This is a genomic window from Streptomyces sp. NPDC048484 (genome assembly GCF_040651415.1).
Taxonomy (GTDB): Bacteria; Actinomycetota; Actinomycetes; order Streptomycetales; family Streptomycetaceae; genus Streptomyces.
This window is the reverse complement of the sequence record NZ_JBEZJY010000007.1, coordinates 112,126-134,635: the sequence shown is the minus strand read 5'-3', so window position 1 is coordinate 134,635 and position 22,510 is coordinate 112,126. Positions and strand designations below refer to the sequence as shown.

Here is a 22,510-nt window from a genome sequence, read left to right as displayed (position 1 = left end):
CGCACGGCCGGTTACTCGATCACTCCTCCACGACCGGCTGCCCTCCCTGGCCCCCTTGCCGCCGGTTACTGCCTTACCGCCCGCCACCTGCCTCACCGCCCGTCACCGGCGCAGCAGCTCCCGTATCGCGTCGGTGATCTCGTCGGGGGCCTCTTCCGCCATGAAGTGGCCGCACGAGACGGTGGTGTGCCGCAGGTCGTCCGCCCACGCGGACCACAGCGCGGCGGCGTCGAAGCCGAGGGCGGCGCCCCAGTCCTGCTGGAGGACGGCCACCGGCATCCGCAGGCGGTTGCCGGCCTCGCGGTCGGCCCGGTCGTGCGTGACGTCGATGCCCGCGGAGGCACGGTAGTCGGCGACGATCGACGGGACGGCCGCGCGGGACGCCGCGAGGTAGGCGGCGCGGATGTCCGTCGGCACGGCCGCCGGGTCGCGCGTCCAGATGTCGAGGAAGTGGCCGAAGAACGCGTCGGGGCTCGCTCCGATCAACTGCTCGGGCAGGCCGGGCGGTTGGGCCATGAGGTAGAGGTGGAAGCCGACCGCGGCCGACGTGCCGCGCAGCACCTCCCACATGTCGAGTGTCGGCAGGACGTCCAGGGAGGCGAGGTGGGTGACCGTGTCCGGGTGGTCGAGGCCGGCGCGGATCGCGACGAGGGCGCCCCTGTCGTGGCCGGCCAGCGCGAACCGGTCGTGCCCCAGCGTTTTGACGAGGGCGACGACGTCCGCGGCCATCGTGCGCTTCGAGTACGCCGTTCCGTCGGGGTCGGCGGGCTTGTCGCTTGCTCCGTAGCCGCGGAGGTCGGGGCAGATGACGGTGTGCTCGGACGCGAGCTTCGGCGCCACGTGGCGCCACATCAGGTGGGTCTGCGGGAAGCCGTGGAGGAGGACGACGGGGGTGCCGGTACCGCCGACGGCGACGTTCAGCTCGACGTTGTCGGCGACGCGGACGCGGCGCTGGGCGAAGCCCGGAATGGTGGGAGCGGTGGGAGCGTGGGGAGTGGTGGGGGTCATGGGGCGCCCTTCCTACGGAGGCGGGGGTTCGGCCTGGTACGAGCCTGGGGGGCGCCAATCAGCGGCGGATCAGCGTGTGCGGCGCAGTAGCGTGAGCGTGAGCGTGAGCTGGGCTTATGGGTGGGTCCGAGGCAGGTGAGGAGGTCGGTCGTGCGGGTCGGGTTCGGAGTGCTCGGGCCGACGGTCGCCTTCGCCGGGGACGGGCGGGGGGACGGGCGGGAGCTCGCCCTGAAAGGACCTCGGCACCGGGCCGTGCTGGCCCGGCTGATCGTGGCCCGCCGACGGGTCGTCCCTGTCACCCGGCTGGTCGAGGACCTCTGGACGGATCCGCCGCCCGGCGCCGTGGGAGCCGTCCAGACCTTCGTGGGCGCACTGCGGCGCGCCCTGGAACCGGACCGGCCGCCACGCGCACCGGCCCGGCTGCTGGTCACCGACGGCCCTGGATACGCGCTGCGTGCCGCGCCGGACACGGTGGACGCCTGGCGCTTCGAGACGGCACTGGGTACCGCGGCCGGCCTGCCCGCACCGCAGGCGCTCCCGGCGCTGGAGGAGGCCCTGGGGTGGTGGCGGGGCCCTGCCTACGCCGAGTTCGCGGGGGAGAACTGGGCCCGGGCCGAACGCGCCCGGCTCGCCGAACTGCGCCTCCAGGCGGTGGAACGGCGGGCCGAGGTCCTGCTCGCCCTCGACCGCCCCGCCGACGCGGTGCCCGACCTGGACGCCCACCTCACCGACCACCCCTGGCGCGAGGACGCCTGGCGTCTGCTGGCCCTGGCCCTCTACCGCCACCACCGCCAGGGGGACGCCCTGGCCGTACTGCGCCGGGCCCGGGACGTCCTCGTCAACCAACTGGGAGTGGACCCGGGCCCCCGCCTGCGCCACCTGGAAACAGACATCCTCACCCAGTCCCCCGCACTGGACCCGCGACCCGCCCGGCCCCCACGGCCCGCAGCCGACGACCAACCGGCCACAGCCCAGCTGTGGACCCTGGCCGCCGAGGCGTACGACCGCACCGTCGCCGGAGGCGCCCGCGCCCGCCTGGACTCCACCGTCGGCCTGCTCCGCAACCTCGCGGTCACCGGCGGCGTCGGGCTGGAGGAGGCCCGCCGTCACCGCACGGCGGCCATCGTCGCGGCGGAGGAGTTCGCGGACCCGGAGCTGACCGCCCGGGTCATCGGCGCGTACGACGTCCCGGCGATCTGGACCCGCTCCGACGACCCGGCGGAGGCCGCCCTGATCGTCGCCGCCGCGGAGCGAACACTCACCGCCCTGCCGACCGGTGCCGGTGCCGGTGCCGGAGCCACCGCCGAAACCGGCACCGGCACCGGCGTCAGCGTCGGCACCCGTACCCGCCCGCACGCCGCCGCCCGCTGCCGCCTGCTGGCAACCGTCGCGCTGGAGACCCGCGGCGCCGACGGTCCGCGCGGCCCCGAAGCCGCCCGCGAGGCCGAAACGCTGGCCCGCCGCCTCGACGACCCCGCGCTGCTGGCCTTCGCCCTCAACGGCGTGTTCATGCAGTCCTTCACCCGTGCGGGCCTCGCCCCACGGCGGGACGCGATCGGCGCGGAACTCGTCGAACTGGCCGCCCGCCACGGACTGGTGACCTACGAGGTCCTCGGACACCTGATCCGCATGCAGGCCCGCGCGGCGCTCGGCGACCTTGCCGGGGCGGACCTCCACGCGGCGGCCGCGGACCGCCTCTCCGAACGCCACGAACTGCCCCTGGTGGGCGTCTTCACCGAGTGGTACGGAGCCCTGCGGCTCAGCGCGACCGGACAGCCCGCCCGCGCCGAGGCGGCCTACCGCGCCGCCGCCGCCCGCCTGGACGGCGCCGGCATGCCCGGCCTGGCACGCGGCCTTCTCCCGCTCGCCCTTCTCTGCCTCCGCCTGACCCACGGCCTCCCACCGGACCCGGACCCGGCCCCGGACCCCGACCCCCGGGCGGACTGGGGCCCCTACCGCCCCTGGGCCGAGCCGTTCATGCTGCTCGCCGCGGGCCGCCGGACCGAGGCCCGTACCGCCCTGCGCGACCTCCCGGAGCCTCCGCGCGACCTCCTGTACGAGGCCTGCTGCGCGCTGGAGGCCGAAGCCGCCCGCCGCCTCGACGACCGCACCGCACTGGAACGCGCCCGCCGCCGTCTGCGCCCGGCCGCCGCCGAACTCGCGGGCGCGGGCAGCGGGCTGCTCACCCTGGGGCCGGTCCAGCGCTACCTCACCGAACACCACCCCGGACACGACACCGAACACCGCACCGAATACGTCACCGACCAGGAATGACGGGCTCAGCCCTGCTCGTCGTCGGGCGGGTCCGCGGGCGTCCGGCGGGGGGCCGCGGGCGTACGGCCGGCGAGCACCTCCTGGAGGCGCTGCGTGCCGGCCTGAGCGGCATCCAGGGCGTCGTCGGGGTCGATGTCGCCGAGGCCGCCGTTGGCCAGGGAGAGGGCGCTGTCGCCGACCCGTACGGCGGCGAAGTCCAGGGTGAGGACGGCCGGCCAGCCGCCGCCGTCGCCGTTCACCGTCACCCGCAGGCCCTCGTGGGCCTCACCCAGACCGGGCAGCGGCGCGGCGGCGGCCCGGACCGTGAGCTCCCCGCCCCTGGCATCCGTGGCGGTGAACTGCCCGCAGACCTTCGGCACCGTCTTCAGCCAGGCCAGCGAGTCGTCAAGGGCCGCCCGGTCGTACGCCCCGACCTGGTACCGCAGCTGCGCCCCGTCGTCGGCGTCGTCGAAGCCCGTCACCGCGCGGGCGCCGACCGGCTCGCCCAGCAGGTTCTCGGCGTACAGGCCGTCGAGCAGCCGCTGACAGTCGGCGTTGCCGGTCTTCCCCTTGAGGAGGGTGTCCCGCCAGGTCGCCGCACCCTTGGTACGCGTCCAGTCGTCGCTCAGGTCCGCGGAGGTGATCCGTGCCGATCCCGCCTGCACCTCGGTGAGCGTGGGCGCGACGGTGACCGAGGGGGAGGGCGACGGGGACCGCGCGGCCACGGGAGAGACACCGCCCGCGGCCTCGTCGGTGGCGCCGACGCCCCCACCGCCCGAGCACCCGGCCGTCGAGAGCAGCGCGGCAGCCGCCAGGGCCGGAACCAGCACCGGAACGAGGACCGGGACGAGGGCGGGCGCGGTACGCCGGGAACGGCGGGGCGGACAGTTCAGCACGGCTGCCTCCTACGGCTCACGGATGCCTCCTACGGCTCCCGACGACAGGGATCTAGCAGGGACCTACAGGGATCTATCGGGATCACCTCCCACGGCACCATCGCGCGGCACCTCCCACCAGCGCACCGGGCCGACCGGGTGAGCCGGGGTGCCCGCGGCCGCTTCCGAGGCCAGACTGGGTCCATGCCGGGAAGGATCGAGGACTACGCCCTCGTCGGAGACCTGCTGACCGCCGCCCTCGTCGGCCGCGACGGCAGCCTCGACTGGCTGTGCCTGCCGCGCTTCGACTCCCCCGCCTGCTTCGCCGCGCTGCTGGGCGACAAGAACAACGGCCGGTGGCGGATCGCCCCGGTGGCGGCGGACGACGGCCTGACCGCCGCCCGTCGGCGCTACCGCGGGGACTCCCTCGTCCTGGAGACCGAGTGGGAGACCGACACCGGCCGGGCCACCGTCGTCGACTTCATGCCGCGCCGCGAGGACGCGCCCGGCGTCGTGAGCGTCGTACGCATCGTCGAGGGCGTGTCCGGCACGGTCGACCTGCGCATGGACCTGCGGCTGCGCTTCGAGTACGGGAGCGTGGTGCCCTGGATGCACCGTGAGCACGGGCGGCTGACGGGGATCGCGGGACCCGAGGCGGTGTGGCTGTCCACCCCCGTCCCGCTGGTCGCGCACGGGCAGGCCCACGCCGCCGACTTCACCGTCACCGCGGGCGAACGCATCCCGTCCGTCCTGACCTGGGGCCCCTCCCACCTGCCCGCCCCCGACCCCGTGGACCCCTTCGAGGCGCTGCGCCGCACCGAGGAGTACTGGAGCCGGTGGCTGGCGCCGTTCTCGTACGAGGGCAGGTACCGCGACGCGGTCGTACGGTCCCTCATCACCCTCAAGGCCCTCACCTACGAGCCGACCGGCGGGATCGTCGCCGCCCCCACCACCTCCCTGCCCGAACAGCCCGGCGGGGTACGCAACTGGGACTACCGCTACTGCTGGCTGCGTGACGCCGGCATGACCCTGGAGGCGCTGCTGCGCAGCGGATTCACCGCCGAGGCGGACGCCTGGCGGGGCTGGCTGGAGCGGGCGGTGGCGGGACGGCCGCAGGACATCCAGATCATGTACGGCATCGGCGGCGAGCGCCGGCTCACCGAGTGGACGGCCGACTGGCTGGCCGGGTACGAGGGGTCGCGGCCGGTACGGATCGGCAACGGCGCCGCCGTGCAGCAACAACTCGACGTGCCGGGTGAGTTGATGGACACCCTGGCCCTGACGCTGAGCGCGGGTCTGCGGCCCCAGCGGCATCTCGTCGCGCTCCAGCGGGCCGTGCTCGACCACCTGGAGAAGGTGTGGTTCCGGCCCGACCAGGGCCTGTGGGAGATGCGCGGCGAACCCCGCCACCACGTCCACTCCAAGGTCATGTGCTGGGTCGCCTTCGACCGCGCGGTCCGGCTGGCCGAGGAGCACGGGCGCCCCGGGCCCGTCGCCCACTGGCGCGAGATCCGGGACCGTATCCACCGGGAGGTCTGCGAGCGGGGCTTCGACCCGGCGCGCGGCACCTTCACCCAGTCCTACGGCTCGCGCGCCCTCGACGCCGCGCTGCTGCTCATCCCCCGGACCGGCTTCCTGCCGCCGGACGACCCGCGGGTGATCGGCACGGTCGCCGCCGTCGAACGCGAACTGGCGAGCGACGACGGCCTGGTCCGCCGCTACTCGACAGGCACGGGTACGGGTGCGGGCGTCGGCCCGAGCACGGGCACCGGCACCGGCATGGGCACCGGCACCGGCACCGGCACCGGCACCGGCACCGGCACCGGCACCGGTACGGGCACAGGCCCCGACGGTCTCACCGGCGGCGAGGGCGCCTTCCTGGCCTGCTCCTTCTGGCTCGCGGACGCCCTGCGGCTGACCGGCCGCGAGGACGAGGCCCGGAGCCTGTTCGAACGGCTGCTGCTCCTGCGCAACGACGTCGGCCTGCTGGCCGAGGAGTACGACCCCGTCGCCCGGCGGCAGCTGGGCAACTTCCCGCAGGCGTTCACACACGTGCCGCTCATCAGAGCGGCCTACGAACTCGACCACCACGCGACCGGTCACGGACGAAAACTTGTTCCGTGAAGTGCCGGTGAATCCGTGGGGTCTTCTGCGAGGCTGATCGGATGCCAACCCTTTACAGAAGACTGCTCAGCATCCTTCCGCGGATAGGCGTGCAGGTAAGAGATCTCGGTCCCGGTACCTCCCTGGTGTTCCGGCGGGGCGAACGGACCGTCGTGCCCGTGGGACGTGGGGCCGACCTGGTGACACAGGGGAAGGGGCGGTACACGGTCACGGCCGCCGGTGCGGACACCTGGGTGCTGGCGCGCGGGTCCACGGAGCGGAACGTGACGACCGTTCCCCTCGGCGACAGCGGTGCGCGGCTGCTCCTCGACGAGGCCGTGCCGGCGGACGGGGAACGGGAGTTCCAGCTCGCCGCCTCCCACTATCTGTGTGCCCAGCACGTGGCCGCGCTCCTGGAACTGAACCGCGTGAACTGCGTGTTCGACGTCGGGGCCAACACCGGGCAGTACGGGAAGGGCCTGCGGCGGTTCGGCTACACGGGACGCATCGTGTCCTTCGAGCCCGTCTCCGACACCTTCGCGAAGCTGCAGCGGTCCGCCGAGAAGGACCCCGACTGGCATGTGTACAACTTCGCGCTCGGGCGTGAGGAGGCCGTCCAGTCCATCCACGTGGACTGGAAGTCCATGAACTCCCTGCTGCCGCCCAGCGAGTACGGCAAGGAGCGCTACCGGCGGTTCGCCAAGGGGCGCACCGAGGAGATCGAGATCCGCCGCCTCGACGATGTGATGCAGAAGGCGCTGGAGGGCATCGACGATCCCCGGCCGTATCTGAAGATGGACACGCAGGGCTTCGACATGGAGGTGTTCACCGGGGCGGGGGAGCGGATCTCGGAGTTCGTCGGGATGCAGTCCGAGGTCGCGGCACTCCAGCTGTACGAGGGCAGCCCGGCGATGGGAGAGGCTGTCGCCGCGTACGAGGCCGCCGGATTCGGGGTCACCGGGATGTACCCCGTGACCCGGGAGCCTGCCACCGGGCGGGTCGTCGAGTTCGACTGTGTGATGGTGCGGCCCGGGACACCTGAGACGAAGGAGCCTGCCGCGGGTTGAGCGGGACCCTGAAGGGGCGTGGGCGGGGGTTGTGAGTCGGTAGGCTGGCGTCTGCTGCGAATCCCCCCATCTGCGCGCTTCCACATCGCATGAAGTGCCGTTCGCGGTCGTCGTGTTGGGCTTCTGCTGTGTTGAGGATGATTCGTTGGTGCTCGTCGCGGAGCGGTATCGGTTGCAGGCGTCCATTGGCCGCGGTGGGATGGGCGAGGTGTGGCAGGCCACCGACGAGGTGCTCGGCCGGACCGTGGCCGTCAAACTGCTGCTGGGGGGCGAGGCGGACAGTGCGTCGGCCGCGCGGTTCCGGCTGGAGGCGCAGACGGCGGCCAGGCTGAGCCATCCGTACGTCGTCGCCGTCTTCGACTTCGGCGCCTGGGACGACCGTTTCTATCTGGTCATGGAACTCGTCGAAGGCCGCAGCCTCGCCCAGGAGCTGACCGCGTCCGGCACTCTCGGCGTGGAACGGGTGGCCACCGTCGCGGCCCAGGCAGCCGCCGGGCTCGCCGCCGCGCACCGCGAGGGGATCGTGCACCGGGACATCAAGCCCGGCAATCTCCTCGCGGACGCGCAGGGCATCGTGAAGATCGGTGACTTCGGTATCGCCCGCTTCGTCGACGACCCGGCGTCCGCGCTCACCACGGCCGGCCAGATCGTCGGGACCAGCCTCTATCTCGCGCCCGAGCGGGCCCTCGGCCGCCCGGCGTCCTCGTCATCCGACGTGTACTCCCTGGGCTGTGTGCTCTACCAACTCCTCACCGGCAGACCGCCGTTCCAGGGCGAGAGCCCGACGGTCACCCTGCACCAGCACATCGACATGGCGCCGGTGCCGCCCCGTGAGCGCGGTGTCCAGCTGCCGCCCGCCTTCGAGAACTACCTCCTCGGTCTTCTCGCCAAGCAGCCCGAGGACCGGCCCACGGCCCAGGAGGTCGCGGACTGGTTCGGTACGGGGGCCTGGCAGGGCCGGCCCGAACCGCTGCCGGCGGTCGCGCAACAGCCGCGCACCCAGGCAACCCAGGCGTCGTACGGGGCCGCGCCACCGCGGCCCGGGGACGCCGACACCGGGGCCCCGACGACGTACCGGCTGCCGCAGGCCGCCCCGCATCCGGCCGGGCGCTCCGCCCATGCCGCCCGCTCCGAGCCCTCCTCGCCCTCGCCACACGCGGGCCACTCGGCTCACTCGTCGCGTTCCACCCGTTCCACCCGTTCCACCCGTTCCACGCGTTCCGCGCCCTCACGTCGCGCACGGCCCGCCGCCGGCGGCGGTGGCGGTTTCGCGAGCGCGGTCCGCCGACGGCCCCGGGTGTTCGCCATCCTCGCCGGCGCCGTGCTCTTCGTGCTGGCCGTGCTCGCGGGCATGTCGATGTTCGCGCCGGAAAACACCGGGGCGGAGAACGGGCAGCCCGACCCCTTGCCCTCCGCCGCCCTGACCACGGGGGCGTCCAACGGGCCGGCCACCGGCGAGCCCGCGGCGGGGACGGCGGACCGGAACCAGGAGCCCGTGACCACACCCGACGTCAGGTCGGCGCCCCCCACGTCCCCCTCCGCCCCGGAGGAGTCCCCGGCGGTCACGCCGGACCCCGCCGAGAACGAGGACAAGCCGGACAAGAAGGAGAAGGGCCGGGGGAGCCCGCCGGACGAGAACGCGGACGACGGCAACGGCGACAGCCAGAACAACGGGGACAGCGGGGACAACGAGGACGGCGACGAGGAGGACGGGGAGGACTAGCGGGACCTGGGACCTGCGACCTGGGACCCGGGACCTGGGGAGGGCCGGAGGCCGGGCCTGAGGCCGACTAGAGGTCCTTCGCCGGCCAGTCCAGCAGCCGTGCCCCGATGACCGCGGTCTGCAGCGTGTACCGGTGGACCGGGTCCGCCGGATTCGCCCCGGTCAGCTTGTGGATGCGCTCCAGCCGGTAGGTGAGCGCGCGGACGCTCAGCGACAGCCGCCGGGCGGCCTCCGCGGCGACACAGCCCGAGTCGAAGTACGAGGTGAGGGTGTCGAGGAGCGGCTCGGCACCGCCCCGGGCCGCGCGCAGCGGCCCGAGCGCGCTGACCACCAGGTCCGCCATGGCCTGCCGGTCCCGGGTGAGTACGGGGTAGACGAGGAGATCGGCGGAGCGCAGCACGGGGGTGTCGAACTCCAGGCGGTCCGCCAGGTCGAGGGCGTTCAGGGCCTCCTCGTAGGACTGGACGACCCCGCCGGGCCCGGGCTGGGAGCGGCCGATGGCGACCTGCCCGCAGTCGGTGGCCGCGTACGCCTGCTTGGCGAAGAAGGAGAGCACGTCGTCCTGGTCGCCGGGGGCGATGCACACCAGCCGCCCGTCCTTGGTGGTCACGAGGATGCTGCGGTCGCCGAACCTGGCGATCAGCGCGCGTTCCACCTCGCGGGGCACGCTGTCCCCCTCGTCGTAGCCGACCGTGCCCCGCGCCACGGCGACGGCGTGCGCGTGCGAGAGACGCAGCCCGAAGCGTTCGGCGCGCTCGGCGAGCAGGCCCAGGTCGCTGCGGCCGTGCAGCAGGTCGTCGATGAACTCCCGGCGCGCGGCCTCCTCCTGGCGTACGGCCAGGAGCTGGGCCCGTTCGTATCCCTCGGCGAAGGCGTCGACGACCTGCTCGACAGCGGCGAGGGTGCTCTCACCGGCCGCGGCGGACCAGTGCAGACGGGCCGCGGTGAGGTGCGCGCCGACCAGGGCGCGCAGTCCGAACCCCGCCTCGGCGGCCCGCTCGCCCAGCGCCCGCCGGGAGTCGAGTTCGTCGCGGGTCAGCCGGCGGCCGGTCACGGAGGCGTCCGTGAGGATGCGCGTGTACCCCTCCAGGTACTCCTGGGGTATGTCCCGCCCCGCCATGCGCTCCCCTGATCTTTTGATGTGCCGTCCACGCCTTTTTAGCGCATACGGAGAGAGGGCGGGGTGGGGAGAGGGTGGTCCGCTGCCGGGATACGGCAGATGCGTGGATGTGTGGGGGGACGTCGGCGCTCCTCGGGACGGAGGGGGGCGCGGAGGGGCAGGAGGGCGGGGCCCCGGTACCTGCCGTCAGCTGACGGCGTTCGGTACCGAAGCCCCTGTCGTCCCCCGTGTCCCCCGTGGCTCCCCCCGTTTGTGCTCGACCATCATGCGCCGGGCAGGCGGCCCGCCGCATTGCCGGATACCGGCAGTCTTTACGCGTTCATGATGCCGGGCGGTGCGCACGCGTCCGGAGCAATCCGGTCCCTGTGTCGACGCGGCATCAAGAAAGCGTAAAGACTGCCGAGTTACGGCAATGAGTGCATGTGTATGAACCTGACACAATGCGACTCGACCGAGGTGACGGGCACAAGCGAGGGGGTAGACCGGATGACGCTGTTTCTGGGTCTCGGCATCGCGGGAATCGTGCTGCTGCTCCTCACGCTCGTCTTCGACGGCGTCCTGGAAGGGCTGTTCGGCGGGGTGGGCTTCCTGGACGGGCTCTTCGACGGGCTGCTCTCGCTGCCGGTCATCGCCGGGTTCGTGTCGATGCTCGGGTTCGGCGGGGCGCTCGTGCTGGGCACGACCGGCCTCGGGGCCGGGCCCGCCACCGCGGTGGGCGTCGGTGCCGGAGCGGGAGCGTCCTGGCTGACCTGGCGGTTCAGCCGGGCCCTGATGCGCGACGAGCCGTCCGCCACACCACGTGGCGCCGACCTCGTGGGCAGCTCGGGCTCCGTCGTCACCGCCATCCCGGTCGACGGCTACGGCGAGGTGCTCGTGCATCTCGCGGGCCAGCCGCTGAAACTCGCGGCGAAGAGCCCCGAAGCCGTGTCCCGGGGCGCCGAGATCTGGGTCGAGGAGTCCCTGTCACCGACGTCGGTGGCGGTCCGCCCGGTGCAGCGCTGAAGCAACCGATCCGGTGCTTGAACAACCGATCCGGTGCTTGAACAACCGGTCCGGTGCCTGAACAACCGGTCCGGCGCCGAAGCAATCCGTAATCCGTAATCCGTAATCCATACCGATCTGCCGCCTTGGGGGTGGCAAGGGGGGGAATCCATCATGAGTCCAGTTCTCATCGCGGTCGTGGGAGTCGTCGTACTCCTCGTCCTGCTCGCACTCGCCGTCGTCACCCGTTACAAGGTGGCGGGGCCCAGCCAGGCCTTCATCGTCACCGGGCGGCGCGGCAAGAAGTCCACCGACCCGGACACCGGCCGGGTGTTCACCGACAACAGCGGCCAGAAGGTCGTGGTCGGCGGCGGTGTCTTCGTCGTGCCGTTCGTCCAGCAGAAGTTCACCCTCGACCTGTCCAGCCGGCACATCCCGATCTCGGTGCGCGGCGCGGTCACGCTGCGCGGGGTCAAGGCGAACCTCGAAGGCGTCGCCATCGTCAAGGTCGGCGGCACCGAGGACTCCATCCGCGCCGCCGCCCAGCGGTTCCTGATGCAGCAGAACGGCATCGTCGGCTTCACCCAGGAGGTCCTCTCCGGCGCGCTGCGCTCCATCGTGGGCCGGATGTCGGTGGAGGACATCATCCGGGACCGTGCCGCGTTCGCCGGGCAGGTCGCGGAGGAGGCCGAGGCGAGCCTGTCCGGGCAGGGACTGGTGCTCGACGCCTTCCAGATCCAGGACATCACCACCGAGGGCTCCTACCTCGCGGATCTCGGCCGTCCCGAGGCCGCCCGCGCCAAGCAGGAGGCCGACATAGCGGAGGCGGTGGCCAGGCGCGCCGCCGAGCAGGCCCGTCTGAAGGCCGAGGAGGAGATCGCGATCGCCCAGCGGACCTTCGCGCTCAAGACGGCGGAGATCAAGGCCGAGACGGACGAGGCGGCGGCCCGCGCCGCCGCGGCCGGTCCGCTGGCCCAGGCGGCCCGCAGCCAGGAGGTCCTCGCCGAGGAGGAGAAGGTCGCCCAGCGGCAGGCCGCGCTGACCGACCGTGAGCTGGACAGCAAGGTCCGCAAGCCCGCCGACGCCGCCCGCTACCAGGCCGAGCAGGAGGCCGAGGCCCGCCGGGTCTCCCTGGTCAAGCAGGCCGAGGCGGACGCGCAGCGGTCCAGGCTGACCGGTGAGGGCGAGAAGGCGCACCGCGCCGCGCTCGCCGACGCCGTACGCATCGAGGGTGAGGCCGAGGCCGCCGCGATCGGGGCGAAGGGCGCCGCCGAGGCCGAGGCGATGCGGTTGAAGGCCGACGCGTTCTCGCAGTACGGCGACGCGGCCGTGCTGCAGATGCTCGTCGAGGTGCTGCCGCAGGTCGTGGCCAAGGCGTCCGAGCCGCTCAGCGCGATCGACAAGATGACGGTGATCTCGACGGACGGGGCGAGCCAGTTGTCCCGTACGGTCGCGGACAACGTCGCCCAGGGGGTCGAGCTGCTCAGCTCCACGACCGGGGTCGACCTGCCCGAGCTGCTCCGCCGGATCACGGCGCCCGAGCCGGCCACGGCGGCGCCGCCCGCCAACGGCAAGGTCGACGTGACCGACTGACCGACTGACGGCACGGCCTTCGTCCGCGGGGCCGAGTGGGCTGCTCGCGCAGTTCCCCGCGCCCCTGAGCGTCCGCGCTCCTGAGCGCCCAGGCGCCCAGGAGCGCGGACGAACCCGTTCCGCCGGCCCGCCGTAGGGTGAACGCGACACGCAGATCGACATCGGACAAGGGACCAGTCATGGGCATTCCACGCCTGAGCAGTACGCCGTTGCCGGGGATCGGGGTGCGGTACGACCTGACGACCCGCGAGCAGCGCCGCATCTCGGTGGTCGCGCACCGGGACGGCGGCCGGACGCTCAGCGCGTACCGGAAGGACGACCCGGACGCCTGCGCCCTGTCCGTGAGGCTCTCCGCAGGAGAGTCCGCAGCGGTGATCGACGCGCTGATGCCCGACCACCACAGCCCCAGCATGCTGTCCACGACCGAGCTGGGCCTGGTGGCCGAACGCATCGAGCTGTCGTCGGTCTCGCACTGGAACGGACGGCTGCTGGGCGAGACCTGCATGCGTACCGAGACCGGTGTGTCGATCGTCGCCGTACTGCGCCGCGCCGAGGCCATCCCCTCGCCGAAGCCGGACTTCCGGCTGGCCGGCGGGGACACCCTGATCGTGATCGGCACCCGCGAGGGCGTGGAGTCGGCCGCGACCATACTCGGAAGGGAGTGACACGTGCACTCATCCGCGGTCTTCCTGATCGAGTTCGGTGCCATCATCCTCGGTCTCGGACTGCTCGGCCGGTTCGCCGGACGCTTCCAGTTCTCACCGATACCGCTCTACCTGCTCGCCGGGCTGGCCTTCGGAGAGGGCGGACTGCTGCCGCTGGGCACCAGCGAGGGGTTCGTCGCGATCGGCGCCGAGATCGGCGTCATCCTGCTGCTGCTCATGCTCGGCCTGGAGTACACGGCCACCGACCTGGTCTCCAACCTCAAGACCCAGTACCCGGCGGGCCTGGTGGACGCCGCTCTGAACGCCGTGCCCGGCGCGGCGATGGCGCTGCTGCTCGGCTGGGGTCCGGTGGCCGCCGTCGTCCTCGCCGGAGTCACCTGGATCTCCTCCTCCGGCGTCATCGCCAAGGTCCTCGGCGACCTGGGCCGGCTCGGCAACCGTGAGACCCCGGTGATCCTCAGCATCCTGGTCCTTGAGGACCTCTCCATGGCGGTCTACCTGCCGATCGTCACCGCCCTGCTGGCCGGTGCCGGTCTGGCGGCGGGCAGTGCCACGCTCGCCATCGCGCTCGGTGTCGCCGGACTCGTCCTCGTCGTCGCGGTGCGCTACGGCCGGCACATCTCCCGCTTCGTCTCCAGAGACGACCCCGAGAAGCTCCTGCTGGTGGTGCTGGGCCTGACCCTGCTGGTCGCCGGTGTGGCACAGCAGCTCCAGGTCTCCGCGGCCGTGGGTGCGTTCCTCGTCGGCATCGCGCTGTCGGGGGAGGTGGCCGAGGGGGCGCACGGGCTGTTGTCGCCGCTGCGGGACCTGTTCGCCGCCGTGTTCTTCGTCTTCTTCGGGCTGCACACCGATCCGGCGAGCATCCCGCCCGTCCTGGTGCCCGCGCTGGCGCTGGCCCTCGTCACCACCGGCACGAAGATCGCCACGGGTTACTGGGCCGCCAAGCGGGCCGGCATCTCCGCGAAGGGGCGTTGGCGGGCCGGGGGCACGCTGGTGGCGCGCGGCGAGTTCTCCATCGTCATCGCCGGGCTGGCCGTCACCTCCGGCATCGAGCCCCGGCTCGGCCCGCTGGCCACGGCGTACGTGCTGATCCTGGTCATCGTCGGCCCGCTCACCGCGCGGTACACGGAGCCGGTGGCCACGTGGGTGACCGGGCGCTCGCGCGGGTCCGCTCCCGCGGAGGCCGGGGCCGAGCCCGAGGCGGATGCCGAGTCGGAGTCGACTCAGGACCGGGACCTCGTTCCCAGCCCCGACACTGGCGCTGAGAAGTAGGCCCGTCTCCTCGTCACATGCGGCCGCGCGGGGCATGGCCCCGCGCCCCTGAAAAGCGGGGCTGCGCTCCTGGCTCCTATTTTTCAGGGGCGCGGGCCGGGTCGACCGTCTCGCCCGGGATGACACGAGGCGCGACCGTCCCCTCCTCGGCGGCCTTCTTCTCGGCCTTGAGGATGCGCGCCGACTTGCCCGCGGAACGGACCAGTTCCGGGCCCTTCTTCACGGCCAGGGCGACGATGACGACGACGAGGATGACGGCCAGTTCGCTCAGCCCGAACATACGGTTCCTGTCTTCCGGGGTGTCCTGCGAGACGTCTTGCGGGGGCGTCTCGCGGGGTGGTCGTCAGACACCGACGCCGAAGTCGGACGCGATGCCCGCCAGACCGGACGCGTATCCCTGGCCCACCGCACGGAACTTCCACTCGGCACCGTGGCGGTACAGCTCGCCGAAGACCATCGCCGTCTCGGTGGCGGCGTCCTCGGACAGGTCGTAGCGGGCGATCTCGGCGCCGCCGGCCTGGTTGACGACCCGGATGAAGGCGCCCCGGACCTGGCCGAAGCTCTGGCCGCGGCTCTCGGCGTCGTGGATGGAGACCGGGAAGACGATCTTCGCGACCTCGGCGGGCACGGTGGCCAGGTTCACCTTGACGGACTCGTCGTCGCCCTCGCCCTCACCGGTGAGGTTGTCACCGGTGTGCTCGACCGAACCGTCCGGGCTCTTCAGGTTGTTGTAGAACACGAAGTGCTGGTCGGAGAGGACCTTGCCCGACTCGTCGACCAGCAGCGCGGAGGCGTCGAGGTCGTAGTCGGTGCCCGTCGTGGTCCGCACGTCCCAGCCGAGGCCGACCAGTACGGCGGTCAGGCCCGGTGCCTCCTTGCTGAGCGAGACATTGCCGCCTTTGGACAGGGAAACTCCCACGCTGCTCTCCTTGCTTGGTGAGTGTGTACGTCGTGGTGCAAAATCTACAGCACTGTAGAAAATAAGAAAGGAGGCAGGACGTGACGGACCGGCGGCAGCGTCCCCCACGACGGGGACAGGGCGAGCTGGAGGCGCAGGTCCTGTCGGCCCTGCGCGCGGCCGGAGGTCCCGCGACCGCGGGCTGGGTGCAGGAGCGGATCGGCGGCGGCCTCGCCTACACGACGGTGATCACGATCCTGACCCGGCTGCTGGACAAGGGCGCGGTGACCCGTGAGCGGGAGGGCCGGTCCTTCGCCTGGACCCCGGCCTCGGACGAGGCGGGCCTCGCCGCGCGCAGGATGCGCAAGGTGCTGGACGGCGAACTGGACCGGGAGGCCGTCCTGGCCAGCTTCGTGACCTCCCTGGAGCCGAACGACGAACGGCTGCTGCGTGAACTGCTGGGCCACCCCGAGGCGGAGAGGAAAGACTGAGGCCCATGGGAGACCCAGGTGGGGTCCAGGTGAGACCCACGGGTTCTCGTGGACGGCGGACCTGTCAGCCCTCTTCCTCATCGCCCTCGAAGAAGTCGCCGGCCTCGTCGATGACTTCGGCCGCCACCAGGCCGCCGGCGACGCCGACGGCGAGTCCCACCGCGCCCGCGGCGACCGCCGTGCCGATGCCGGGCACCGACCGCTCGTGCCGCTCATGCCGCTCGTGCCGGTTGTGTCCGTACGCGGCGTCGGGGCCGTACGACTCCCGGTGCTCGACCAGTTCCCGGACCCAGCCGTCGACCACGGTCGTCCAGTCCTGGTGCCCGACTCCCTCGTGGGAGACGGTGAAGCGGGTGAGCGCGTCGTCGCCCGAGGAGAAGAGGCCGCCGCGCTTGTCCGCCTCCAGGACCACCTCCATACCGGCCGGGGAGGCGAGGAAGGTCAGCTCGATCTCGTTGACCGCGTGGGCGTACTCGGCCGACGGGGTGAGTTCGAGCTCCTGGTAGAAGGGGAGTTGCTGGCCCGTGCCGCCGATCCGGCCCAGTTCCAGGTCCGCGGACCTGAAGCCGAAGCCGAGCTGCCCGAAGGCTTCCAGGATCGCCTCCTGCGCGGGCCGGGGCGCCACGTTCAGCCGGTCCAGGTCGCCGTTGTCCTTCGCGCCCGCCACCGACAGCTCCGTGCGCAGCCCGAGAACGATGCCCAGCTCCTGCCCGTACAGCTCGGTGACGGGGGTCTCCCACGGGAGCGTGATGTCGAACGGGACGGTCCGCTCCTCGTCCCCGGCGAGGCGGAAGCCGCCCCCGACGGGGTACCGGTCGAAGACGACCGTGCCCTCGCTCTCCCCTTCCGCGTGTTCGGCCTCGGCGCGCGCGACCAGTTCCAGCGTGATCTGCTCTATGTCGAAGTCCGCGTCACCGCCCTTGAGCCGGACCTCGCCCGACAGCGTGCCGCCGGGCAGCGCCGGGCCCGGACTCAGGACCGTGTCCACCGTGGGGCCGCCCACGCCGAGTGATCCGAGCAGCCGTTTGAACACCATTGAGGGGTCCACTCCTTCATGTGCGGGTGGGTCTGGCTCTACGTACACGTGGAAGATTACGGGCGGCCGGTCGTCCCAAGATCCGGAGCCCCCGCGCGAGGGCCTGCATCGGACGGTGAGGACGCCAACACCTCTGCGGGACTCACCACCGGGTGCCCCAACTCGCGGGCAGACCCAACATGCTGACATGCAGTCAGGGAAGTTACGGAGATCGCCGCGTCGACCCCGGGCTGCGCGCGCTCCGCGGCCGACTCGCGGCCGACTCGCGGCCCCTCCCGTGCCTCATGGGCGTCCGCGGGGGCACAGCAGCTCCAGTCGCCCTCCGTGACGACGCGGACGACACGCGCTGATCGGTGCACCCGGGCCAGGGGGGTATGAGCTGCATCACTCACCCCTGCCGCCTCTGGACGACCTACTTTGCGATTCCTTTACACTGGGGGGACGTGCGAGTGACGGCTCGCGATGACGACGAAGGAGTAGCGGTTCCACCATGGGTGAACCTCCCAGTACCAGCCGTGCCGTTCCCGGCCCGAGACGCATGCGTACCGGAGTGGGGGTGGCACGGTGACCGAGATCCTGCTGCTTCTGCTCGCCCTGTCGCTCACCCTCGCCTGCGCGCTCTTCGTGGCGGCCGAGTTCTCCCTGACCACCGTCGAGCGCGGTGATCTGGAGCGGGCGGCCGAGGCGGGCGAGCGAGGCGCGGACGGTGCGCTGAAGGCCGTCCGGAAGCTGACGTTCCAGCTGTCCGGTGCCCAGCTGGGCATCACCGTCACCTCCCTGGTGATCGGCATGCTCGCCGAACCGTCGCTGGCGGTGCTCCTGGAGGGGCCGCTGAAGGCCATCGGCCTGGGCGGCGCCGCCTCGACCGCGGCGACCGTCCTGGGCGTGGTGGTCTCCACCGTCGTCCTGATGGTGGTCGGCGAGCTGGTGCCGAAGAACTGGGCGATCTCGCGCCCGCTGGCCGTCGCGAAGGTGGTCGCGGGACCGCAGCGCGGTTTCACGGCGGCGTTCGGCCCGTTCATCCGGCACCTCAACAACACCGCGAACCGTTTCGTACGCCGCTTCGGTCTGGAGCCCGCCGAGGAGCTGGCCTCCGCGCGCGGCCCCGAGGAACTCGTCGCGCTGGCCCAGCACTCGGCCGCGCAGGGAGCGCTGGAGCAGGACTCCGCCGAACTGTTCGTCCGTACGCTGCACCTGGGCGAGCTGACCGCCCAGAACGTGATGACGCCCCGCGTCGACGTGCGGGCGCTGGAGGCCCACGCCACGGCCACCGACGCCGCCAACCTCACCTACGTGACCGGCCTGTCCCGCTTCCCGGTCTACCGCGACAGCCTGGACGAGGTCGTCGGCACGGTCCACATCCGTGACGTACTCGCCCTGGAGCCCGGCAAGCGGGCCGTGACCCTCGTCACCGAGCTGGCCACGGCCCCGCTCCTGGTGCCGGACAGTCTGTCCGCGGACCGGCTCCTGGAACGCATGCGCACGGCCCGCACGATGGCCGTCGTCATCGACGAGTACGGCGGCACGGCGGGCGTGGCCACGGTGGAGGACATCGTGGAGGAGGTCGTCGGCGAGGTCCGTGACGAGCACGACCCCGTCGAGGTGCCCGATCTGCTGCCCGCCCCCGCCGCGGCGGACGGCCGCGCGGCCTGGGAGGCGGACGGCGGCGTACGGCTCGACGAGCTGGCCGTAATAGGCCTGCGCGCGCCGGACGGGCCGTACGAGACGGTCGCGGGGCTGGTCGCCACCAGGCTCGCCCGGATCCCGGCCGAGGGCGATGTCCTCGACCTGGACGGCTGGCGCCTGGACGTCCTCGACGTGGAGCACCACCGGGCCGACCGGGTCCGCATCACCGAACCGGTCGGCGAACAGGCCGAGGAGCCGGTCGGCAGGTCGGCCGGCAAGCCGGTCGGCCAGAGCGTGCGGGAGTCCCGATGAACACGTCCACCACCATCCAACTGGTCATCGGCGCCCTGACCCTGCTGACCAACGCGTTCTTCGTCGGCGCCGAGTTCGCCCTGATCTCCGTACGCCGGAGCCAGATCGAACCGCTGGCCCAGGAGGGCAACAAGCGGGCCCGCATGACCCTGTGGGGACTGCGGCACATCTCGGCGATGATGGCGACCGCCCAACTCGGCATCACCGTCTCGTCGCTGGTGCTGGGCGCGGTCGCCGAGCCGGCCATCGCGCACCTGCTGGAGCCCGCCTTCGAGGCGGCCCACATCCCGCACGGTCTGGTGCACCCGATCGCCTTCGTGATCGCGCTCACCGTGGCGACGTATCTGCACATGCTGTTCGGCGAGATGGTCCCGAAGAACATCGCGCTCGCCGCGCCCGCGCAGACCGCGCTGCTCCTCGGCCCGGCACTGGTGGCCCTCACCCGGGCCCTCAAGCCGTTCATCTTCGGCATCAACGCCTTCGCCAACACCCTGCTGAAGCTGTTGCGCGTCGAGGCCAGGGACGAGGTGGAATCGGCCTTCACGGACGACCAGCTCGCCCGTATGGTCGTCGACTCCAGCGAGGCCGGACTCCTCACGGCCGCCGACGGCGAACGGCTGCGCGACGCCCTGGAGCTGGGCACCCGCCCGGTCGGCGAGATCCTCGTCCCGGCCCAGCGGATGCGTACGGTCGACGACACCGTGACCCCGGCCAGGCTGGAGCGCGCGGCCGCCGAGGCCGGCTTCTCACGGTTCCCCGTGACGGGCGGGGACGGCACGCTGCTCGGCTACCTCCACATCAAGGACACCCTCGGCGTCACCGACCGCGACAGCCCGTTCCCCCGGGCCGCCCTGCACCCGGTGACCCGCGTCCGTATCGACACCCCGCTCGACGACACGCTCACCGCGTTGCGGGCCACCGGCAGCCACCTCGCGGCGGTGACCGGCGAGGCGGGCAAGGTCCTCGGCTTCGTCACGATGGAGGACGTCCTGTCGGAGCTGGTCGGGCCGTCCCCGGCGGGCGTCTGACCATGTGAGCGGGCGGTCACCTCAGTGGTCTGCGGATCCACAGTTCCTGGGTGACCGCGTGCGCGGCGGCGCCGGCTCCGGAGCCGGCGCCAGGAACCGAGGTGGGGCCGAGGGTCGAAACGCCGGACCTCGACCATCCCCAGGAGCGGAATGCCTCCGACGCCGCGTTCCCCGGACCGCTGCCGGGGCCGCTGTCGCCGCTGCCGTCGCCGGGGCGTTCCGTGGTCGCGACGACCAGGTCGGTGTCGAGCCGGATCAGCAGGCGTTCGACCAGACGCGTGGCGATGCCGAGACGGCGGTGGGCCGGCAGCACCATCAGGTCGGCGAGCAGGAAGGTACGGCCCGAGGCGGTGAGTTCCTGGACATCGTCCGGCAACTCCCCCCGGAAGTCGGACCCCCACTCCCCGGTGGACGGCACCCGGAACCCGTAGGCACAGCCGACCGTCCCGGCCGTGTCGGCGACCACCATGTCGAAGCCGGTGTGCTGCACATGCTGCTCAAGGCGCAGCAGAAAGCCCTGGCGGTCGTGATGTTCCGGCCCCGCCGCACCCCGGTACGCGCCGGCGTACACGTCCGCGACGGCGTTCCGCTGTTGCTCGGCCTGCCACCGGGACAGTCTGCGCAAGTACACCTCTGCCATACGGGCCTCCCCCCGGCCGCGGGACGGACATCCCCGGACTCGGCATCATCACAGCAGGAGCCGCCGTGGTAAACGGTGCGTCGTCACCGGCAGATGATGCCCCGTCATATGAGAGAAGGCGAGGGGGCGGAGAGGGAGGGGCGGGAGGGGGCGCGGGGAGTCATGAGCTGTCCGGGGCCCGCGCCGTGCGGTAGTGGACGACATCGTCCGGTGGTCGACGGACCGGAGGGCTGGGCACGGCCGCCGGTCTCGCCTACGCTCGGAACAGAATGACGAACAGGGCTCATCTTGAGCCCGCGAACGATGTCGAAGCCGTGTACGCGGCTTCCCTCGCGCCCCCAGCCCCCGGGTGCATCAGCTCTTGATCCCGGGCGCCAGGACGAGGCGATCGCCACCGCCGAGGAGACTCTCTCCCGCCGCTTTCTCGCGAGCGGGTCCCTGTCCACATGTCCCTTGCGAATCCTCCGGCGGTGCACTCCCGCGTGCCGTCGCGATCCGACGAGGGATCTCCAGCCCTGGAACCGCTGCCGGGGGGCGGCGCGGAAGGGCGGTGCGGTCGCCGCCGGTGGGCACGACACCGGCGGCGGCCGGCACACCGGAGTGACCTCCGGCAGCGAGCGTCAGCCGATGCACACCACGAGCAGGCAGAGCTGTGACGGTGAGGTCGCTGTCGGCGCGGGGCTCGCCGGCGACGTACCCGGGTCCGAGCTGCCCGTACCGCCCGTGTCGCTCGACTCGTCGGACCCGTCCGATCCGCCGGTGGCGGGAACCGACGGCTGCTGTGACGCGGTGCCGGTCGGAGTCTCGGAGGACGACGAGGACGAGGACGAGGACGCGTTGCGCGACCCCAGGTCGGACGCGGCCGACGGTGTCGTGTTCGGAGAGGGAACGGCGGCCGGCCGGGAACCCTGCGGCGCGAGAGAGGTCGGGGCGGCTGCGCTCCGCCGACCCGGTCCGTCGCCGTTCGCGGGTGACTGGGTGGAAGAGGCGTCCGAGGACCGCTGGACGTCGTCCGGCCGTGCCGACGACGGGCGGGTGTACTGCGACGGCTCTTCCTCCACGGAGCCGGCGCGCCCGCCCGCGGCCTCCGGTGCCGAGGCGGCCTCCGCCCGGTCGGCCGAGTTCTGGTTCATCGCGGTGAAGGTCAGGCCGCCTCCGACGAGCGCGACGGCGGTCGCGACCACGGCCCGGCGCTGGTTCTTCTTCCAGCGGGCACGCTGGCGGCGCCGCGCGGCACGCCCCTGCGGTGCGGGCGCCGCACCCTCGAAACCGTCGTACGGGCCCTCGCCGTCGTACGGGTCCTCGCCGGGGTTCGGGGCCGAGTACGGGGCCGGGGCAGTGTCCGGGGCCTCGACCAGGCCCACGCCCATGCCCCCGCGCGCGGGCTCCCATACCGGGGCGGCGTCCGCCGCCGCGCTTCCGGCGGCCATGGTGACCCGGGGCTGGACGGCGTGGCGGCTGACGACGACCGGGGCGATGTCGGGGGCATAGGCGCCGCACCCGGGACACACCAGGGCGCCGTTGAGATGCCGACGGCACGAGGAGCAGTAGTCCATCAGCGTCTTCCTGAGTTGACTCGCCGTCGACCCGCCGGGCCGCTGCCTGGTCGTGGTCGTACGCGGGTACGTGAGGTCGAGGGACCAGTCACGCTAACGAGGCTTTCCAGGGACCAGGTGCAGCCTGTGTGACGCTCCTGCACGGATTCTCCGGGGTTCACGTGCAAGGTTGTGCGCATCCGGCACCGGCCGTGCCCTCGCGGCCCCGGCGCTCCGCCGCTGGTTCCGAGGGCGAAGGCGCGGGCGAAAGTGCCGGCGAGGGC

19 protein-coding genes are annotated in these 22,510 nt (G+C 72.5%); 11 read left to right on the top strand and 8 right to left on the bottom strand.

The features are described 5' to 3' along the window. Window positions 1-102: 102 nt before the first annotated feature. Window positions 103-1,008 (bottom strand): alpha/beta hydrolase, encoded by a 906-nt coding sequence (locus AB0D14_RS09395; protein ID WP_362776406.1) that lies wholly within the window; start codon window positions 1,006-1,008, stop codon window positions 103-105. Between the two features lie 150 nt (window positions 1,009-1,158). On the opposite strand from AB0D14_RS09395, the gene AB0D14_RS09390 reads away from it, so the two are divergent. Continuing rightward, entirely contained in the window at window positions 1,159-3,282 is a 2,124-nt protein-coding gene (locus tag AB0D14_RS09390) for a BTAD domain-containing putative transcriptional regulator (protein WP_362776404.1), read from the top strand. 5 nt (window positions 3,283-3,287) lie between these two features. On the opposite strand, the gene AB0D14_RS09385 is transcribed toward AB0D14_RS09390, so the two are convergent. Next, entirely contained in the window at window positions 3,288-4,157 is an 870-nt protein-coding gene (locus tag AB0D14_RS09385) for a hypothetical protein (RefSeq protein WP_362776402.1), read from the bottom strand. Window positions 4,158-4,340: 183 nt separating this feature from the next. On the opposite strand from AB0D14_RS09385, the gene AB0D14_RS09380 reads away from it, so the two are divergent. From AB0D14_RS09380 to AB0D14_RS09370, 3 genes are all read left to right on the top strand, one after another. After that, complete coding sequence (locus AB0D14_RS09380; RefSeq protein WP_362776400.1) at window positions 4,341-6,260, top strand: glycoside hydrolase family 15 protein; 1,920 nt, start codon at window positions 4,341-4,343, stop codon at window positions 6,258-6,260. A gap of 158 nt (window positions 6,261-6,418) precedes the next feature. Beyond that, window positions 6,419-7,306, top strand: a complete 888-nt coding sequence (locus AB0D14_RS09375) for an FkbM family methyltransferase (RefSeq protein ID WP_362776398.1) — start codon at window positions 6,419-6,421, stop codon at window positions 7,304-7,306. Window positions 7,307-7,454: 148 nt separating this feature from the next. Further along, entirely contained in the window at window positions 7,455-9,029 is a 1,575-nt protein-coding gene (locus AB0D14_RS09370; protein WP_362776604.1) for a protein kinase, read from the top strand. Between the two features lie 67 nt (window positions 9,030-9,096). Here AB0D14_RS09370 and AB0D14_RS09365 read toward each other — a convergent pair whose 3' ends face one another. After that, window positions 9,097-10,149, bottom strand: coding sequence for a helix-turn-helix domain-containing protein (locus tag AB0D14_RS09365; protein WP_362776396.1), 1,053 nt, complete (start codon window positions 10,147-10,149; stop codon window positions 9,097-9,099). A gap of 486 nt (window positions 10,150-10,635) precedes the next feature. Here AB0D14_RS09365 and AB0D14_RS09360 point away from each other — a divergent pair, with 486 nt between their 5' ends. The 4 genes from AB0D14_RS09360 to AB0D14_RS09345 all read left to right on the top strand — a co-directional run bounded on the left by AB0D14_RS09360 (window position 10,636) and on the right by AB0D14_RS09345 (window position 14,660). Next, window positions 10,636-11,151, top strand: coding sequence for a hypothetical protein (locus AB0D14_RS09360; RefSeq protein WP_362776394.1), 516 nt, complete (start codon window positions 10,636-10,638; stop codon window positions 11,149-11,151). Window positions 11,152-11,304: 153 nt separating this feature from the next. Then, window positions 11,305-12,723: an SPFH domain-containing protein gene (locus AB0D14_RS09355; protein WP_362776392.1), complete on the top strand. Its 1,419-nt coding sequence runs from the start codon at window positions 11,305-11,307 to the stop codon at window positions 12,721-12,723. A gap of 179 nt (window positions 12,724-12,902) precedes the next feature. Then, a complete protein-coding gene (locus tag AB0D14_RS09350; RefSeq protein WP_362776390.1) occupies window positions 12,903-13,388 on the top strand; it encodes a TrkA C-terminal domain-containing protein in 486 nt (161 codons plus the stop codon). A gap of 3 nt (window positions 13,389-13,391) precedes the next feature. Then, window positions 13,392-14,660 (top strand): cation:proton antiporter, encoded by a 1,269-nt coding sequence (locus AB0D14_RS09345; RefSeq protein WP_362776388.1) that lies wholly within the window; start codon window positions 13,392-13,394, stop codon window positions 14,658-14,660. Between the two features lie 76 nt (window positions 14,661-14,736). Here the strand turns inward: AB0D14_RS09345 and AB0D14_RS09340 are convergent, their stop codons facing one another. Then, the gene (locus AB0D14_RS09340; protein ID WP_362776386.1) at window positions 14,737-14,940 is read right to left on the bottom strand and encodes a twin-arginine translocase TatA/TatE family subunit; all 204 of its coding nucleotides are present in this window, start codon (window positions 14,938-14,940) and stop codon (window positions 14,737-14,739) included. Window positions 14,941-15,003: 63 nt separating this feature from the next. Continuing rightward, a complete protein-coding gene (locus tag AB0D14_RS09335; RefSeq protein WP_362776385.1) occupies window positions 15,004-15,579 on the bottom strand; it encodes a TerD family protein in 576 nt (191 codons plus the stop codon). 80 nt (window positions 15,580-15,659) lie between these two features. On the opposite strand from AB0D14_RS09335, the gene AB0D14_RS09330 reads away from it, so the two are divergent. Beyond that, window positions 15,660-16,049, top strand: a complete 390-nt coding sequence (locus AB0D14_RS09330) for a BlaI/MecI/CopY family transcriptional regulator (RefSeq protein ID WP_362776383.1) — start codon at window positions 15,660-15,662, stop codon at window positions 16,047-16,049. A gap of 64 nt (window positions 16,050-16,113) precedes the next feature. Here the strand turns inward: AB0D14_RS09330 and AB0D14_RS09325 are convergent, their stop codons facing one another. Then, window positions 16,114-17,085 (bottom strand): sporulation protein, encoded by a 972-nt coding sequence (locus tag AB0D14_RS09325; protein ID WP_362776382.1) that lies wholly within the window; start codon window positions 17,083-17,085, stop codon window positions 16,114-16,116. 564 nt (window positions 17,086-17,649) lie between these two features. Between AB0D14_RS09325 and AB0D14_RS09320 the strand changes: the two genes are divergently transcribed. Together AB0D14_RS09320 and AB0D14_RS09315 are read left to right on the top strand one after the other, a co-directional pair. After that, on the top strand, window positions 17,650-19,023 hold the full coding sequence (locus AB0D14_RS09320) for a hemolysin family protein (protein ID WP_362776381.1): 1,374 nt from the start codon (window positions 17,650-17,652) through the stop codon (window positions 19,021-19,023). Beyond that, window positions 19,020-20,051 (top strand): hemolysin family protein, encoded by a 1,032-nt coding sequence (locus AB0D14_RS09315; protein ID WP_362776380.1) that lies wholly within the window; start codon window positions 19,020-19,022, stop codon window positions 20,049-20,051. Before AB0D14_RS09320 ends, AB0D14_RS09315 begins: the two co-directional genes overlap by 4 nt. A gap of 16 nt (window positions 20,052-20,067) precedes the next feature. Here the strand turns inward: AB0D14_RS09315 and AB0D14_RS09310 are convergent, their stop codons facing one another. Further along, window positions 20,068-20,691 (bottom strand): GNAT family N-acetyltransferase, encoded by a 624-nt coding sequence (locus tag AB0D14_RS09310; RefSeq protein ID WP_362776378.1) that lies wholly within the window; start codon window positions 20,689-20,691, stop codon window positions 20,068-20,070. Between the two features lie 620 nt (window positions 20,692-21,311). After that, window positions 21,312-22,247: a hypothetical protein gene (locus tag AB0D14_RS09305; protein ID WP_362776377.1), complete on the bottom strand. Its 936-nt coding sequence runs from the start codon at window positions 22,245-22,247 to the stop codon at window positions 21,312-21,314. Window positions 22,248-22,510 lie beyond the last annotated feature (263 nt).

Excerpts from the sequence above, each read along its gene's own strand:
- AB0D14_RS09395 (WP_362776406.1), bottom strand. The coding sequence starts at position 1,008 with ATGACCCCCACCACTCCCCACGCTCCCACCGCTCCCACCATTCCGGGC.
- AB0D14_RS09340 (WP_362776386.1), bottom strand. The coding sequence starts at position 14,940 with ATGTTCGGGCTGAGCGAACTGGCCGTCATCCTCGTCGTCGTCATCGTC.
- AB0D14_RS09350 (WP_362776390.1), top strand. The coding sequence starts at position 12,903 with ATGGGCATTCCACGCCTGAGCAGTACGCCGTTGCCGGGGATCGGGGTG.
- AB0D14_RS09310 (WP_362776378.1), bottom strand. The coding sequence starts at position 20,691 with ATGGCAGAGGTGTACTTGCGCAGACTGTCCCGGTGGCAGGCCGAGCAA.
- AB0D14_RS09325 (WP_362776382.1), bottom strand. The coding sequence starts at position 17,085 with ATGGTGTTCAAACGGCTGCTCGGATCACTCGGCGTGGGCGGCCCCACG.
- AB0D14_RS09380 (WP_362776400.1), top strand. The coding sequence starts at position 4,341 with ATGCCGGGAAGGATCGAGGACTACGCCCTCGTCGGAGACCTGCTGACC.
- AB0D14_RS09305 (WP_362776377.1), bottom strand. The coding sequence starts at position 22,247 with ATGGACTACTGCTCCTCGTGCCGTCGGCATCTCAACGGCGCCCTGGTG.
- AB0D14_RS09365 (WP_362776396.1), bottom strand. The coding sequence starts at position 10,149 with ATGGCGGGGCGGGACATACCCCAGGAGTACCTGGAGGGGTACACGCGC.
- AB0D14_RS09355 (WP_362776392.1), top strand. The coding sequence starts at position 11,305 with ATGAGTCCAGTTCTCATCGCGGTCGTGGGAGTCGTCGTACTCCTCGTC.
- AB0D14_RS09360 (WP_362776394.1), top strand. The coding sequence starts at position 10,636 with ATGACGCTGTTTCTGGGTCTCGGCATCGCGGGAATCGTGCTGCTGCTC.
- AB0D14_RS09315 (WP_362776380.1), top strand. The coding sequence starts at position 19,020 with ATGAACACGTCCACCACCATCCAACTGGTCATCGGCGCCCTGACCCTG.